Annotated in this window: 12 protein-coding genes; 4 read left to right on the top strand and 8 right to left on the bottom strand. The window is 57.1% G+C overall.

Annotated elements, in window-relative coordinates; genetic code table 11:
* The first annotated feature begins 121 nt into the window (after nt 1-121).
* On the top strand, nt 122-517 hold the full coding sequence (locus tag JHD64_RS01335) for an ATP-binding protein (RefSeq protein WP_199052024.1): 396 nt from the start codon (nt 122-124) through the stop codon (nt 515-517).
* A gap of 298 nt (nt 518-815) precedes the next feature.
* On the opposite strand, the gene JHD64_RS01330 is transcribed toward JHD64_RS01335, so the two are convergent.
* From JHD64_RS01330 to JHD64_RS01295, 7 genes are all read right to left on the bottom strand, one after another.
* A complete protein-coding gene (locus JHD64_RS01330) occupies nt 816-1,910 on the bottom strand; it encodes a DegT/DnrJ/EryC1/StrS aminotransferase family protein (RefSeq protein WP_199052023.1) in 1,095 nt (364 codons plus the stop codon).
* The gene (locus tag JHD64_RS01325) at nt 1,907-2,314 is read right to left on the bottom strand and encodes an FdtA/QdtA family cupin domain-containing protein (protein WP_199052022.1); all 408 of its coding nucleotides are present in this window, start codon (nt 2,312-2,314) and stop codon (nt 1,907-1,909) included. Before JHD64_RS01325 ends, JHD64_RS01330 begins: the two co-directional genes overlap by 4 nt.
* A gap of 26 nt (nt 2,315-2,340) precedes the next feature.
* Nucleotides 2,341-4,644 (bottom strand): glycosyltransferase, encoded by a 2,304-nt coding sequence (locus JHD64_RS01320; protein ID WP_199052021.1) that lies wholly within the window; start codon nt 4,642-4,644, stop codon nt 2,341-2,343.
* 8 nt (nt 4,645-4,652) lie between these two features.
* The gene (locus JHD64_RS01315) at nt 4,653-5,801 is read right to left on the bottom strand and encodes a Gfo/Idh/MocA family protein (RefSeq protein WP_199052020.1); all 1,149 of its coding nucleotides are present in this window, start codon (nt 5,799-5,801) and stop codon (nt 4,653-4,655) included.
* Nucleotides 5,794-6,969 carry an acetyl-CoA carboxylase biotin carboxylase subunit family protein gene (locus JHD64_RS01310; RefSeq protein ID WP_199052019.1) on the bottom strand — a complete coding sequence of 392 codons (1,176 nt, stop codon included), beginning with the start codon at nt 6,967-6,969 and terminating at the stop codon, nt 5,794-5,796. Before JHD64_RS01310 ends, JHD64_RS01315 begins: the two co-directional genes overlap by 8 nt.
* Nucleotides 6,966-8,120, bottom strand: coding sequence for a glycosyltransferase (locus tag JHD64_RS01305; protein ID WP_199052018.1), 1,155 nt, complete (start codon nt 8,118-8,120; stop codon nt 6,966-6,968). Before JHD64_RS01305 ends, JHD64_RS01310 begins: the two co-directional genes overlap by 4 nt.
* 1,084 nt (nt 8,121-9,204) lie before the next feature.
* Complete coding sequence (locus JHD64_RS01295; RefSeq protein ID WP_199052016.1) at nt 9,205-9,441, bottom strand: hypothetical protein; 237 nt, start codon at nt 9,439-9,441, stop codon at nt 9,205-9,207.
* A 581-nt stretch (nt 9,442-10,022) separates the two neighbouring features.
* On the opposite strand from JHD64_RS01295, the gene JHD64_RS01290 reads away from it, so the two are divergent.
* The 3 genes from JHD64_RS01290 (at nt 10,023) to JHD64_RS01280 (ending at nt 13,537) form a co-directional block, all read left to right on the top strand.
* Nucleotides 10,023-11,657 (top strand): AAA family ATPase, encoded by a 1,635-nt coding sequence (locus JHD64_RS01290; RefSeq protein WP_199052015.1) that lies wholly within the window; start codon nt 10,023-10,025, stop codon nt 11,655-11,657.
* Between the two features lie 64 nt (nt 11,658-11,721).
* The gene (locus tag JHD64_RS01285) at nt 11,722-12,723 is read left to right on the top strand and encodes a YafY family protein (protein ID WP_199052014.1); all 1,002 of its coding nucleotides are present in this window, start codon (nt 11,722-11,724) and stop codon (nt 12,721-12,723) included.
* A 346-nt stretch (nt 12,724-13,069) separates the two neighbouring features.
* Nucleotides 13,070-13,537, top strand: a complete 468-nt coding sequence (locus JHD64_RS01280; protein ID WP_233170279.1) for a hypothetical protein — start codon at nt 13,070-13,072, stop codon at nt 13,535-13,537.
* A gap of 596 nt (nt 13,538-14,133) precedes the next feature.
* Here the strand turns inward: JHD64_RS01280 and JHD64_RS01275 are convergent.
* Nucleotides 14,134-16,371: a dynamin family protein gene (locus JHD64_RS01275; RefSeq protein WP_199052012.1), complete on the bottom strand. Its 2,238-nt coding sequence runs from the start codon at nt 16,369-16,371 to the stop codon at nt 14,134-14,136.
* Between the last annotated feature and the right edge of the window lie 18 nt (nt 16,372-16,389).

Below are 16,389 nucleotides of genomic sequence, written 5' to 3'. Positions count from 1 at the left end.
CATACCAGGCCCAACAGGTATCTGCACGGGAATGTGAGGAAAAGCGAACATGTCCTGCATGGATTGCATTGCGCAGCTCAAATCGCTGCAACTGTATGGAATAGCGGCCGCCTGAAGTGAATTGCACGCAGAGAGGCCACGACAGCCTACGGCACCGGAAGCCTGGCTGGCGCGACTGATCGAAGCCGAAGAGCAAGACCGGCAAACTCGCAGCCTGCGTTACCAGCTCAAAGCAGCGAAATTCCCGATTCACCGCGACCTGGCTGCCTTTGACTGGACAGAAACCCCGTTATCGCAAAGCCAGATTGAGCAACTGGCCGGCGATAGCATTATGGAAACGGCACACAAGCTGATTCTGGTGGGAGCTACCGGCACCCGCATAAGCCATTTGGGCAGGGCACTGGGTATTGCTGCGATTCACCGGAACAAGCGGGTTCGCTTTTTCAATACTGTCGACCTGGTCAAGCTGCTGGAAAAGGAAAAGTTACTGGGTAAGACCGGTAATTTGGCCAAGTAACTGGTACGAATGGATGCTGTGATTCTGGATGAGCTGGGCTATTTACCAATCCCGGCCTCGGGGGGCACGTAACTGTTTTACCTGATCAGCCAGTTGTATGAGAAAACCAGCCTGCTCATCACAAGGAGCCGGTGTTTTGGCGAATCGGTCACCATGTTTGCTGATGTAAAAATGAAAAATCATTAATTTTTAGGAAATTTATGATTTTGGAATGATGGGCTGGCAACGACTCGTTACGGCTAAAACAATGGATTAGCGTATTACATTCGTCCCTCGTCGTCAGCCAGCCATGTGGGGACTACAGGGTTTGCAGGGTGTCGATCACGAAGTTCAGATGTGCGTCAGATAGTTGCGGACCTATTGGCAGGCTGAGGATATCGCTGGCCAGCTGGCGTGCTACAGGGAACGCATCTGTTGGCCACTGGCCTTGGTAGGCTGCTTGCAAATGTGGCGGGATAGGGTAGTGAATCATCGTATTGATTCCGCGTTCGCGCAGTGCCTGTTGCATGCGTTCACGTTGCGGATGACGCACGACGAACAGGTGCCACACCGGGCTGACGCGTGGCGATACCTGCGGCAGTTGCCAGTCGCTGTCGGCCAGCGCTGCCTGATAGCGGGCGGCGATGGACTGGCGGCGGGCATTCCATGCATCCAGCCAAGGTAGTTTTACCGACAGAATGGCCGCCTGCAGCGGGTCAAGGCGGCTGTTGATGCCGGCCTGTTCAAAGCGGTATTTCTCGCGCGAACCATAATTGCCCAGTAGCCGTACTCGCTCCGCCAGCGCCGGGTCATTGGTAGTGACAGCACCGCCATCGCCCAGCGCACCCAGATTCTTGCTGGGGTAAAAACTCCAGGTACACAGGTCGAAGGCACCGCCGATCGGCTGGCCGTCAAAGCGGGCACCGTGTGCCTGTGCCGCATCGGCAATCGTGCGGATGCCATGCTCGCGTGCCAGTGTGGTGATGGCGTCGATGTCCACTGGCTGACCATAGAGGTGCACCGGGAGGATAACGCGGGTGCGCGGCGTGATCGCAGCGGCGATGGCATCGACCGTGATCAGGTGGCTGGATGGGTCCGGCTCTACCGGCACCAGCGTGGCTCCGCACTGGGTGACCGCTAGCCAGGTGGCGATAAAGGTGTTGCTGGGCACAATCACCTCGTCGCCAGGGCCCACGTCCAGCGCCATCAATGCCAGCCGCAGCGCGTCCAGCCCGTTGCCAGTACCCACACAATGGAGGCTGCCGCTATAAGCGGCAAACGCCTGCTCGAAATCCTGCAGTGCACCGCCGCCGATGTAGACACCGCTTCGTGCAGCCTGCAGCAGCGCGGTTTCGATTTCCGGCTGCAGAGCCCGGTAGGCAGCACCGAGATCCAGGAACGGTACCTGCATCATGCCAGTGCCGCCTTCAGAAAACTGTCGTAGTCCCGGATGTAATCGTCCTCGTCGTAGCGTGATGACGACAATACGGCGCATACGGCACCGGAGGAGAAGTTGTCCAGTGCACGCCACATCATCGGACACACGTACAGTCCGTAGTAGGAGCGCGCAAGATGGAAGCGCTTGGCATGGTGGCCGTCGTTGAGGATGACGTCGAAGCTCCCGGACATCGCGATGATCAACTGGTGCATGCCCTTGTGGGCATGCGCGCCACGCTCGGCGCCGCCTGGTACGTCGTACATGTAATACATGCGTTTGATATCGAATGGGATGTGGTTGCCGCCCTCCACAAACGACAGATTGCCGCGCGGGTCAGAGATCTTGGGCAGTTCGATGATTCGGCAGTTGGATAAGGACATGTCACATCTTCCTATGGTTACCTGGGCTATAGCACCAGACCTCGCACCAAGGGGGAGGCGGGCAGTTGCATGGCCAGCAGATCGCGATGGATGAACGGGGCACTCTGTACGGCAGCAATCACCACCGGAAGCGGCTCGTGCCGCAGTTGTGCTGGTGCATACACCGGCCGATCAAGGAATTTGGTGCCGGCCAGTGTCGGGCGTGGGTCGATGAAGTAGGCTACCTCGCAGGTTTGTAGATAGCGCGCCTTGCGCATCATCAGTCGAGCCTGAGCGCCGGTGCCCCATACTGCGACGCGGGGGGTGTCGGCAGGGTCTGCCAGAGTGTCGCCAATGGCCGCGCGCACTGCTGTGTAGTCGTCGACGCTCAGTGCGGGGAGCCGCTGCCAGATCAGGTCGTCAAGGAAGACAAAGCCAGCCCCCTGCGTGTGCAGACGATGATAAAGGCCGGCAATGGCCACGACCTCGTCGCGGGTGAGTTCTTCGCTACGGAAGTCGCAACTGAGCTGGAAGTTGGCTGCCAGCAGTTGCCACTGCTGCATGGCGCTGGTGAAGGCGTCCAGCTCGCTGGCACTCAGGTTGTTGTCCAGTGCGATGTATTTGATCAGGGTGTTGGCCGCAGATGCCGCCACATAGCGCTGCAGGTGGGCCAGCACGCGGTCCATCCCGCTGAATTTTCGTACTGCCTGGAAAGTATTTTCGGTGCCGGCGTCCAGGCTGGTCACGATGAAGGCACGGTCGTCAGCCAACATTTGCGCCAGTGCCGGCAAGTACTTCGTGGCGTTGCTGATCACGCGCTGGCGGGTCGCGGGTACCGCTGCGGCCAACTGTTGTGCCAGTGGCTCGAACTGTTTGTCCAGCGTGGGTTCACCGCCCCCCCAAACCACGTATTCGCATTGTGCCAGCGCACCGCTGTCGGCCAGTGCGGTGGTTATGTGCCCGACGTCGTAACGCGCCTTCTGCCCGCTGTAATAAGTGGGGCTGCAGTAGGTGCAACGCATATTGCAGACCGAGTGGTATTCCATCGATAGGTATTTCACGCCGCCGGCCAGCGGCTCGCCCCAGTCGGCAAAGCTCAGGAACGGGCAGCCTTCGCAGTCGGGGGCACTATTGCGGTTGATGTCGCGGTGAAGGCGTTGCTTGGCTTGCAGCACGTCTTGGTAGCCAAAGCGGAAGCTGGCGTCGTCGCTGCCGTGCAGCAACACCACGTCCCCCTTCATCTGGCCGCGATGGAAGTAACGCTTGCAGCAGGTGCGGATCTCATCCGGTGCCAGAAACAGTGCGTGGTGCAGGTCGTAGCAGCTCCATGACTGGCGCATCAGTGTCTGCAACGTGGCCTGTAGTGGTGCACTGTCACCACCAGACGCAATGGCTGGCATGGCGGCCATGAAAGCGGCAAACATCTTCTGGTAGCGGGTTTCCAGTTGCCCCGGTTGGTGCCGTGGCAGTGTGACCCCGGACAGGGCTGCTGTGCGCTGCACGCGTTGGTACAGCCGGCACAGTACCTGTTGTGGGCTGTCGGTCTTGTGTACGCTGCCGCGTAGCAGCCTGGCCAGCCGAGACGACAGGATGTTCACGACGAAGTCGGCAAACTCGCCCTGTATGCTTGCCGTCCGGCCCTGGGACTGCAGCGCAGCATAGATGTGATCGATGGCATCGAAGTAACCGTCGACATGGCGGACGCCCAGCGTATTGACGATGGATCCAGCCTGGTTCCACTTGTGGTACAGCACCAGTGGCAGTACATCGATGTGCCGCGCCAGGCAACAGGCAAGAAAGGAAAAATCAACATCCTCGTGGTAACCGCTGCGAAAGCACAAAGCGTGCTGCAGTAGGAAGTCACGGCGGTACAGGTGAAAAATCACCGATGGATCGATACGGTTCCCCAGGCTGCCCAACAGGCGGCAGTCAGCGTCGCCTTGCAGCAAGGGCAAGTCTTCGCGCAGGCCTTGTGTGCTTACGCTGTCTGCATAGCACCAGTCGAAAGCCAGCATGTCGGTATTGTCGGCCAAGCTAGCCAGTTGTGTTAGCAGGGTCTGCACGGCACCGGGGGCAAATTCGTCGTCAGCGTCGAGAAAGCCCACCCAGCGCCCGCGCGCAGCGTCTATGCCGACGTTGCGGGCAATGCCCGGACCGCCGTTAGCCGCGGTTTGCAATATGCGAATGCGGGCGTCGCTGGCAGCCAGCTGCTTGGCTTGTTGCAGGGTATTGTCCTGTGAGCAATCATCAATAATCAGTAACTCCATGCTGCCTGCCGGCATTGCCTGCAAGCAGGCACGCGCCAAGGTGGCCTCGGCGTTGTAGGCTGGAATGATCAGGGTCAACAACATGGTGCGCCTCACTGCAGCAGCAGGCGCTGGCCGCTGCGGGCAGCATCGGCCATGGTTTGCAGAAATACCAGCCCGCGGCAGGCCAGGTCAGCACTGAAGACCTCGTCCGATTGCCAGTGGCCATCGCGACGGTAGGCGTGCAGACAGGCATGAATATCGATGTACAGATTGGCAAAGGCTTCCACATAGCCTGTCGGGTGGCCACTCTTGAAGCGGCCGTAGCGCGCTTGTGCTGCCACTGGCATGTCACCACCGCGATCTAGGATCTCGATGCGACCATCCTTGTGGCACAGCCGTAGAAGCTCCGGTTCAGTTTGTAGCCAAGTTACGCTGGCCTGATCTCCATAGAGGATGATCTGCAAGCCGTTGCGCTGGCCCAGCATGGTTTTACCAAAGGTGAAGCTGCCGTGTACGCCGTCGGGGTAGGTAACTGAGGCGTTAACGTAATCCACCACTTCGGGAAAGTGGCCGTAGCTGGCATGGAACGCGGCTACGCTTTCGCCTTGCAAGCCGGTCAGGTAGTGTACGATCTGGTGCAGATGGGTGCCGAGGTCTAGATGCACGGTAGGAATGCTGCTGTCGCGCAGACGCCAGGCTTGCGGTTGCATCGGTTTGCCTTGCAGGTCCTGGCGCAGGAAGCCCTCCTGCGGCATGTCTGCCCGGAGGTGGCACAGCTTACCCAGCCGTCCGCGATTGAGCAAAGCTCTCATCTCGCGTAGGGCCGGGTAACCAGTGTAATTATAGGTCATGGCTAGGAAGCCCTGCGTCTGTTCCAGCGCGGTCTGCACTTGATGAGCATCGTCCAGTCTGGCTACCAGCGCTTTTTCACAGATTACCGCTAGTCCTGCTTGCAGTGCTGCCAGCAGGGGCTGTAGGTGGTCCGAGGTGGGGGTGAGGATTACCACCGCGTCCAGCCGGCCGGCTTCGGCAGCCAACATGGCGTCCACGCTGGGGTAAGTGCGTTCTGGCGCCACTCCGTAAAAACGCGCGCTATCGTGGTTGGTTGCCGCATCGCGGCTGAAACAGCCAGCGGCCAGATGGTACAGGCCATCCAGCTGGATGGCACCGAAATGAGCGCGGCCAACCGCTGAATTGATGCCTCCGCCGATGAAACCGATTTGCAGCAGAGCTGTAGGGCTAGAAACAAGCTCAGTCATGGTGACGCTCCGGAAGGTTGGCCGCAAACAGATTGCCCAGCTGTGGGGTCAGCCTAAAAAGGCTTGCCAGATCGGGCAGGCGGGCAAATGCGATGGCTGCTTTGCCATAAGGGGCTGCCTTGATAGTGCTGCCACTGTCGGCTAGCGGGTATATCCGCAGATCAAGGGCTTGTGGGAAGCGGGGCGATAGTGAGTAGAAGACGCTGTCGTGGGCAAAACTGATGGTGTGTCGTGCCCAGTATTGCTGCTGTTCGCGACCACCGGTTTGTAGCGGCCTGCCAGCAAACGGTGCTACATAGTTGTCTACATAAGGCATGCCGGTGGCTAGCTGTACCAGATGGTAATACAAGTCGCCGGGACAGCGCCGCATCGGCTCGATCAGGTAAGGTTCACCGTGGTGATCGATGAACTGCGTATGCAGCAGGCCGTCGCACAGCTGCAGCGAGTCGACCAGAAGCAGGATTTGCTGCCGCATGCGTTCGCGGACAGCATCGCTTAGCCGGGAAGGTGCGTTAGAACAGTCCACTTGGTATGGGTGGCGCAGGCAGAACTCGTCGACGAATACGTCCTGCAGGATTCGACCATCCTGGATGAAGGCAGAATGGCTGTGCAGAGTGCCCTCAATGAATTCTTCGATTACCACGCTGCCGCAGCGCGAGGTTTGCCGAGCCTGGGTGATGGCATCGGTCAGCTGGTCATGCTCGGTGATGCGCTGAATGCCGCGCCCGCTAAAGCTGTCGGTGGGTTTGACCAGCAGGGGCAGGCGTAGCGTTTCCCGGAGGGTGTCGTCGTCTGCTTGGCATGCTCGCGGTACTTGCAGGCCGATGGCTTGCGCATGGGCACGGAAGGCTGCCTTGTCGTGCAGGATGGTGGTATGGTGCGGCTGGTCGTAGCCGGGCAAGTCCAACTGGTCCGCCACGTAGCAGGCAGACAGATAGGCGTAGTCGTTGCAGCTTGGGCACAAGTAGCGGTAGCCCTTGCGACGTACCAGCTCCAGTAGCGCCTCGCGGTCCGCGTAGTCGAGCTGGTGGTAGGCATCGGCCATGGCTACGCAGGGGTCATTTGGCAGCGCACCACACACTGCAACGGCAAAGCCCATGTCGCGCAGTGCCTGTAGCAGCGGGGCGGCGCTGAAGCTGGTCCCTACCAGCAGGATCCACGGCTTCATTGTTGTAAGTCCTTCATGATCTGCTGCACACGGTGCACCCAGGTGTGCCGCTGGCTGATCAGTTGATGGGCGGCAGCGCTCATGGCGCGGCGGCGTGACGGATCTTCCAGAAGCGGTATGGCACCGTGGTTGAAGCTAGCCAAGTCGAATTCGACGAAATGGACGTCCGGTTCAAAACCAAGCTCTGGTTCGGCAGGGGTGTGGTTGGCCATCAGCGGTCCGCCCCAGGCGGCCATGCATTCGAACACCCGTGGGTGGGACAGCGTGCCGCCGTTATGCAGGTTGATGGCGGTGCTACGGAATACGGCGTCGTTTTCCTGCCGGGTCACCAGGGGGCCGTGGAAGAACGGCTGAAATTCGGCCCAGCTCAGCCATTCTGGTGTGCCGTAAATGCGGCAGCCCTGGCCTAGCGACAGCACTTGGCGCGTCAGGCGCAGGCGGTTGAAGGCGCGGAAGTACTCTTCGCGGAGCAGACGCAGCGCTTCCGGTGGCAGGCAGGACGAGCGGGTGCCTTGCTGCTGTAGAAAGGTTTCAACGAGGTCGTCCAGAGCCTCCAGTGCCGTATCCAGTGAGTGTTGTTGCGTACGGTCGAGATAATCCAGATAGTCCCAACCGGTAAAACGTTGCTCGGTGCTGATCTGAAAGCAGGCATCCAACAAGGTCGCTGCCGGAATGTAACCCACTAGAGAGAAAGCTGCCGCAGGCTCTTCGGTAACCGGCTGTCCGGCCGGCTTGGCCGCAAAGCGCAGCGTACCGGTGTAGTGGCGGCCTTGCAGCGGAATGACGTTTTTCAGCCGAGTGGTAGCGAAATAGCAGATATCGCTTTGAGAGTGTGCCGCTTGCTGGCGATAGTCTTCCTGGCCGAACTGGTTGTCCTGAATCCAGCGCAGGTGGCGGATGTTAGGAAAGCGGTCGAGCACCGCAGGGCGCGCATGGTTGATCGACATCACTGCTTGCGGTGAAAAGCTGGCGAGAGTGGCGCGTAGTGAATCATCCCCCATGCCATCGACCAGTAGCAAAGAATCCACGCCAGCTTGGACGAAGGCTTCACGCAGGGCCAAACCCTGGTTGATATAAAACAGGTAGGCCGACGGAATCAAAATCAGGATGCGTTGCAACGGGGCATGGGAAGAAAAGGTCGGCCGGCTCAAGTGGTTGTCTCCTCGGACTATCTCATTTGGCATAGTGTAGCCTTACTTTTGTAGATAGCACTAGCAGAGTGCGGCTTGATAAGTATCGCGACGTCTTCCCGGCTGATCGAGCAGACCAAGCTGGAGATTTCCGGTTTCAAGATGAGTTAGTCGAAACTCGCTTGGGGTTTGATCGCATTGTGAACCATGCGGGCTGATCTCATTGTAATTCCGCTGCGAATTCTCAATCTGTCCTCGTGCATCTTCCACTGGCAGAAATCAATGCACGTTCAGGTACTTATCCCGTGGGTTGCTGTAAAACGACTCGATAAAGGGATTATCCGTAGGTTTCCCTGATCGTGATAAATCTAATATTACGCTCTGTTCATATGCCCATTGATTCCATGCCTGGGGAATAAATTCACTGCCGTCGTCTACTTGAATCCGCTCGGGTAGCAAGGAGCGCGACATCCTAAAAAAAGCCGCCGCATACATTGCCAAGGAGTAGTCTATTCCGCTCCCCATGAATCAAGGGTCAAGCACTAAGCCCTGAGTGACGTTGCTCAAATTCAACTAGGGTAGGCACTACAGAATCGCATAGCATCGAAAGAATCGCATAGCATCGAAGCATGTCCGAAAATATGTGCAAACCAGCCGTAACCCACCATGCCGCTGAGAAGCAACTTTGGCCGAGCAGTGCTTCCACCTGGATCACGCAGGGTGCTGTTTGCTACAGCCTGACCCAGCTCTGACCAGATATCGACCAGACAAGAAAAAAGCCAACCGGTGACGGTTGGCTTTTTTCTTTTGCAGATCAAAGGATCTACAGGAATTCGGTGTGGAGCGGGCGATGGGAATCGAACACGTAGATCAGTTCCCATTTATCATTACGCAATGATGGGTAAGTTACTGAAAATATTGAACTTAATCTGCACTATCTAAGTGTGTGCCTTGCTTGTCAGAGTGCTGCATTACGCTCTTGTTTGACTGCGATTGACGCAGCAGTGACCAGAGGGTGACCAGACGATAGTTCCAGTAGTAGAGTGGGACAGACCTGCCTGCGACGTTCCCCATCGTTAAATCCACAATTTCATTCAAACCACGGTTAGCAGCAAGAAATCCGCCGCCGCATTTCACGCAATGCTAGAAGGGCCAGCGCAGGCATCTCATCACCGACCTTGCTGATACCGTCGGCGAAGCTGACTTTGTAAATACGCAAGGCATTCCGCAGGTCAATCAAGGGGATTTCTGAAAGTGGCTTGCTGGCAAATACGCTTATCAGTTGGGCATGCTCAACCGATGCTAGACAACAGGTCATGCCGGTGTTTAGTGGTGTACTCATGCGAGCCCCGGACTACACGAATTTGCGCAATACACGCTCAACGACATGACCAAGTACGCCAGGCAGTCGTCTACCCGCCTCGGCTTTTAGCGGGGCAAAACCGCACTGAGGACACTGTTTGGCCCAAGCCGGCTGAATAAGTACGTCAGAAGTCATATGGATGGTCCGCTGCCAGTGGCAGCGCGGGCAGACAAATTTGAGCGGGCCGATTGGAACTGGCATGCAACTCTCCCCTTAGCGCGACAGGACGAAGTAAAGCAGTAGTGGAACACCTAGCAATGGGCAGGTGATGGCAAGCAAGACCGCGGCCAGCACCTGAAACCACTTGCTGACAAAGCGCCCTGGCACAAACAGGGATACGACAAACAACAACACGGCAATTGCTGTCCAGCCCGGATCACCCTCTCGTGACTGTCTCTGCTCTCGGAACATATGCCCACCCCTTCATCAAGACAGACACATCATGACATTGACCTACGACAAACCTTGTCGCAAGGCATCAAAATTAATGCAATTTAACTAACGTAAATTTTGTTAGCTTCTGATATGGTTATGCCGTAACCATAAAATGATGTCATCGCATGGCCACGCTTCTTCCGGACTTGTTGGGCAATACACGAAATTCCATCGGCTATCGCCGTGAAATGGATGTACTGGAACTGCTGCAAAAGACGCTGCCAGATGGCTATACCATCTTCCATAACGTGGAATGGCATAGCCTGTATGAAGAACGTGACTGTCACGGCGAGATAGACCTGATCATCATGAATCGTGCCGGCGACCTGCTGCTGGTCGAAGTCAAAGCCGGTGTGCTGAACATTTGCGAAGAGAAACTGCTGAAAGATTATGGAACCCGTCAGCGAGATGTCGCCGCTCAGGTCAAGGTGCAATACGGTGCAATGCGCCAGTTGCTAGCCAAGGCCGAACTGAACGCTTCAGTAAGCAATTGCCTGGTATTGCCGGATTTCCACCTCACTGCCTCCCGTATTGTCGGCATCCCACGAGAGCGCATTTACGACAGCCAGGATTATCCCAACCTGCCGGCTCGCATCACGCAGCTACTGCCCTTGGGCCTGCCGAGCAGCACCGCAGATCAGGTCAGAGCCTTCCTGAGCAACCAACTGGATCTGCAGCCAGATATCGCCAGCCTGCAAGGCCAACTGCAACAGACCATCAAGGGGCTGGCCGATGGCTTGGCCACTTGGGTGCCACGCATACAGGCGCCATCGCGCCGCTACCGCATTCAGGCTACGGCCGGATCCGGCAAAACCCAGCTGGCCATTGCCCTGTTGCAAGAGGCCAAACAAAAGGGGCTCTCAGCACGGTACGTCTGCTTCAACCGGCCACTTGCCGAGCAGATGTCACGCATCGCCCCCGAGCAATGCAGCACCTTTCACGCGCTCTGCATTGAGGCCTACCGCAAGCAGCACCCGGCACCGGATTTTCAGGACCCGGCCACATTCCAGCAAGCCGAGCAGCACTACTTGCAAGAACTGGCCAAGCAGCAGGGTAATTTGGACTTGCTCATCTTGGATGAGGCACAAGATCTGCAACCCGAATGGCTGGATGGCCTGATTACCCTGCTGAGCCAACAGGGCCGCTTATATCTGCTGGAAGACACCGACCAATGTCTCTATGGGCGACCGCCATACCAGCTGGCCGATGCAGTTGAAATTAGCTGCATGGACAACTTTCGCAGCCCGCAAATGGTCTGCCGCGCCATCAATGCCTTTGGCCTGGCGAAAGACACCATCAAGTCCAAAAGCCCCTGGCGCGGGGAGTTACCTGAGTTTTACCTATACGACGGTAGCGAAGAGGACTTGCTGCAAAAAACCGAAGACGCCATTCAAGCCCAATGCGCGCAGGGTCATGACATCACCAATATCGCTGTATTAAGCACCAAAGGTATCCACCATTCCCGGCTGCTTCGGCAAGACACGCTGGCCGGCTACAGCACCAAGCGCTACACCGGCCAATTTACCGAAGACGGCCAAGCCAAATGGACCAAGGGCCTGCTGTTGCTGGACTCGGTGTATCGCTTCAAAGGGCAATCTGCCAGCGCCGTCATCCTGACTGAAGTTGACTTTGTCGAGCTCAGCCGCAGCGAACGCGCCAAGCTATTTGTGGGCATGACGCGTGGCCTGCTGTCGGTATCACTGGTCCTCACTCATGCCGCGGCAGAGCAACTGGCGGCAAACATGCAGGACACAGCCTGAGCGACAAGGTATGTCGCGACAATTTTTTATGCTTAAAACCAACAAGGCAATCGGGTAACAACACATGTCGCTATCACAAGACCGCACGGAACGACTGAACAGCATCGAGCGCCTGCTACCCGGTGACGAAACTGCCAATCCACACGGACTCACCATCCAGGAAATCCGCAACAAGCTGGATCAGCTCGACCAGGACAGCACCCGCCATACCCGTACCCTGCAGCGCGATTTGCAATTGCTGGTTCAAGAAGGACGGGTCCGTAAACTGGATGGAACCAGCGAACAGCCAAGCTACTTGCGCATCGAAGATGCCGACGAGATTGATGACAGTATGTGGGACTACTTTATCGTCCACTTGAAACGCGAACTGGAAGGTATCGTCACCAGCACAGAACTGGCCAAGTTGCTCAATCGGCTAAAACTGGATGAACACGGCATCAGGCTGGATGAAAGTAAACTGTGCATTTTGCCAGACTCCCTGCGGCTGCAACCTGCCGAGATTAATCCGCAGGTATTCAGCACCGTGTTGCGCGCCCTGAAAGAAAAACGCGCACTACAAGTCAACTACCGCGATCGCCAGGAAAAGAGCAGCACCCCTACCCTGCACCCACAAGGCATCATGCAACGCGGCCCGCGCATCTACCTGTTTGCCCTGAAAAACGATGAGCCGGAAGAACGGCTCTACGCCATCGACCGCATCCGTAGCGCCGCACTGCAGGCAGAACCTGCACGCAGTAACCCTGGTTTCGACTTCGAGCAGCACATCGCTGCCGGGCGCGCTGATTTTGCCAACGGAGAAACCATCACCCTGAAAGCCATTGTTCGCGGCTATGTGGAGGACCTGGTACGTGACTGCAAGCTTCATGAAAGCCAGAAGCTGGAGCCGCTGGACAATGGGGAGGCTGGTTCCCTGCTTACGGTGACGATGCCATCAAGTGGACAGTTGCTGAGGTGGGTGTTGGCCGGAGGTGAGAATATTATTGTGAAAGAGCCTTTGGTACTTAGAAATATTGTAATAAACCAGGTAGCCACAGCAAGTCAGCAATATATTTCATTTCAGCAATAAATATTAGCCTTAGAAAGTTTTCATCGAAAAACATTCCGCATATAAAATTATCAGTACTATTTGTGATAGAAAAAGTCAATAAAATTAAAACGCATGACTATATTCACACAAAAATATATTCCTACTCAATAAATCTATTAAAATACTAGAGCTCACATCAAGCATTTGCAGATGTTTGTGAATTGCCATCTCAGTAGCTGAGGTTGATGAAAAGATCATTCAATTCAATAGTTTATAAGTAAAGCCAGAGTTAAAGGTTACTAAGAAGTAAATAAATAATTTAAGCAATAGATTACCTAGAAAAGCACTGCAAATTTATCCTTAAGAAAGGAAAAACATGATCCCCATGACAATCGCCGAGTTAGATCGACTTAGAGAAGAAAGTAAGTCAATGGTTACAAAACGAGCTACCCTTTCAGCTGGAACCTCTGCAATTCCAACTCCCGGTGTAGATGTCGCTGCTGATGTGGCAATTCTTCTTGAGCTTATTCCTGCTATTAATAGGAAATTTGGGTTAACAAGTGAACAAATCGAAGGTTATGATCCGGCAGTTAAGCAAATAATCTTTCAGGTGATAAAGCGCGCTGGCCTAGCAATGGTTGGGACTGAAGTTACTAAGCAATTAATTCTTCAAGCTCTTAAAAAAGTTGCCGGCCGTGCTGTAACCAAGCAGGTCTTAAAGTTTGTTCCTCTCGTTGGCTGGGCTGTAAACGCGGCAATTGGATTTGGAGCCATGAAATACGTAGGTAACTCACACGTTGATGACTGTTATGATGTCTGTCGTCGCGTCATTGAGTCTACTCGACAAATCTAGAATACTCCTTCCTAAGCCTCAGCCGCCCGGCGCACGACCAGCCCTCGCTCTCCGCCAGCATCAGCCACCACGCGTCCTCTCTGGCGAAAAACTGCGCGTCCGGGGCAGTACCGCCGGACGGAGCAGGGGCCGCATCCGCACCGACCTCTTCTGCGACCTGCCCAGTACCACGGCTACAGCTGCGTACCGCTGATCCCCCCAGTGCCCACCTGCTGCTCAACCAGGCTACCCAGACCGCGCTGCGTGCCATCTGGTGCTGCATTACGCTCTTGTTTGACTGCGATTGACGCCGCAGTGACCAAAAGGTGACCAGGCGCGGATCCTTCCGGTAGTGCTGCTGCTTTCTCTGTAATGGCCTCGACTCCACATCCGCTGGCCGCTGGAGATGACCACGGCGGCTAGGTATTACCGGTGCAGCTCCATGCTTTCGCCGGCCAGCGGATAGTTTTCCAGCAGGCAGTTGGACTTCTACCCGCTGGCATTTTTCAACTTGTTGAGGATCGACATTTCAGGCCTTGTTCCTGTTTTGCGCCTGTTGTCTTAAATGGCCACGTGGTGCCCGGACTTGCCCAATGCACCACATGCCTGGGGCACCCTTACAGCGCGACCAGCGCGGCGCTCACGGCCTGCTGGGCTTCGCCAATCTGACGGATGGTCTGCTCCTTGTTGGCGATGTCGGCGCGCAGCTGGCTCAGGCTCTGCTGGATGTCGCAGCTCATGTCGGTGACGAAAGTCTGGCTGGTGCTGTTCAGGCTGGCCTCGATGGCCTTGACCTTGCGATCGACCTCGGCCTCCAGGTCGGTGATCACTGCGGCTACCGCCTCGCGCTGGGCTTCCTTGAGGCCGTCGATCTTGTATTCGGAGACGCGGCCTTTGCCGAAGGATTTGATGATGGCGCGGCTGTAGTCCTTGTTGCCGAAGCGGACATCCGGAATGGTGATGCGCCGCAGACTCTTATTGACCTCGGCCAGCATCAGCTCGGCGTCGAAGCTGGCATCGCCGGTATCGAACAACCCCATCGCCGCGATGCCGACCTTGCGGCGCAGGCTATCTAGATCGACACAGTCGAGAATGGCCTTCTGCAGCGACTGGGTGGTCTGGATGGCGAAGGACTCGACCTGTTCGATGGCATCCTGAGCGCTGGCGTAGACGGTGACCACGTCGCGGTAACGGGTTTCCGTGTCGCCCCATGTCCATGGTTTGTACCAGCGCGACGTGGACACCTCATAGGACTCGGTCTTGCTTTCCTTGAGCACCACGACCTGGCTGTACTTCTGTGCCTGGGCGCGGATCTCGGTCTTGAGCAGGGCGAATTGCTGGCTGATCTTGACGAACTGCTCGTCGAACACGTCTTCCAGCTTGGCCTTGCCGCCGCTCATACGCTTGAGGATGTCCTGCTCGGTCTTTTCCAGCTCGCCGATATTGCTGATGCGGATACGCTCGCTGCGACTGGCTAGCTCTTCAGCTATCTTCTGCAGCCCCTTGCGCGCACCCTCGCGCACGCCATCTACCAGAGCCTGCTCCTTGCCGGACAGCAGTTGCTGCTTGCGCTGGCGCTGGGCAAGCATCTCATCGCGCAGCGCCGGGATGTTGGAGAGCTGGCGCAGGCTGTCCGGGGCGAACGGGTAGCCGGTGGCGGTGCAGAGCTGGTTCAGGTGGTAGCTGTCGTCGTCGGACAGACTGTCGAAGCGTTCGGCGACCATCCATGCCCAGCTGGAGACGAAGCGCGGCGCGGTCTGCTTGACGGCGCCGAGAATGCGCCGGGTTTTCTCGTCCTGGCTGGGCTGGTTGATCTGCAGATCGAGAGTCAGGTTGGCTAGCTCGGTCAGCTTCTTGTCGAGCAGTTGCATCATGGCTGCCGCACGGTGGCCGCTGCGCTGCTCGGGCGGCAGGCGTTCGGTCAGCTTGCTGGCGGTGGCGGCGATCCCGCGATCCTGACGCAGGGCCAGGTCGCGCTGCGAGCCGACCAGGAACACCGCCTTGTCGTCGATGCCGGCCTCGGGCAGCTGCTCGCGAAGCACCGACATGTCGGAGGATGTGAGGAACTGGCCGACGTTCGATAGCAGAAAGATCACATCGCACTGGCTGAGATAGCTGCGGGTGATCTGCCCGCGTGAAACAACCGGGTCGTTGAAGCCGGGGGTGTCGATGATCTCCAGACCTTCGAGGCGCGGGTCGTCGACGTGCAGCACGCTCATCTTGGTAATGGCGGTATAGCAGCCTTGGCTGCCGACGTATTCTTGCAGGGCGGTGGCCAGGTTTTCGGCGCCGTCAATGTCTTCCAGTGTATGGGTCTTGCCCAGGTATTCCTGTACGTTCAGACGCTGCTGATAGGCCTTTCCCACCAGCTCCCGCGACGACTTGATGGCGGGCGGAATACGCGCATCGACCTCCTTCTGCGACGGTGTGGAGAGTCCCTTGGCAAAGGGGCTGCCTTGCGGCTGCCGCTCCTCCATCAGCTTGCGCTCTTCCTCGGCGTAGTAGCGCGGATACTCGCTGGCGCGCTGCACGATATCGGCCCAGTCGTCGGCGCTGTAGAACACCACTTCGGCGCGGGTCTTTGGTGCGTAGACGATCTTGGTCAGCGCAGCGGTCATCGGTATATCGGCCTTGGGCAGCAGATCTCGCTCGAAGATGGCGGCGTTGAGGAAGGAGGACTTGCCGGCCTTCATCTGCCCGACCACGGCGATGCGTAGATTGCGGCCTTCCTCACGCACCGAATTGAGGTTGTCCTGCAGGCCGTCGATCAAGCTCTGCAGCTTGCCGAACTGTTCGGCGTCGAGGGTGGGGGCGTGAGGTAGCAATGCCTGTAGGGAAAGTTCGTAATCTTGCATGGGTAAAGCATTCCTTTG

It is taken from the genome of Aquitalea sp. ASV15 (assembly GCF_016429115.1).
Lineage (GTDB): Bacteria > Pseudomonadota > Gammaproteobacteria > Burkholderiales > Chromobacteriaceae > Aquitalea > Aquitalea magnusonii.
Note: the sequence above shows the minus strand (reverse complement) of the source record. Positions and strands in the feature narration are given on the sequence as shown.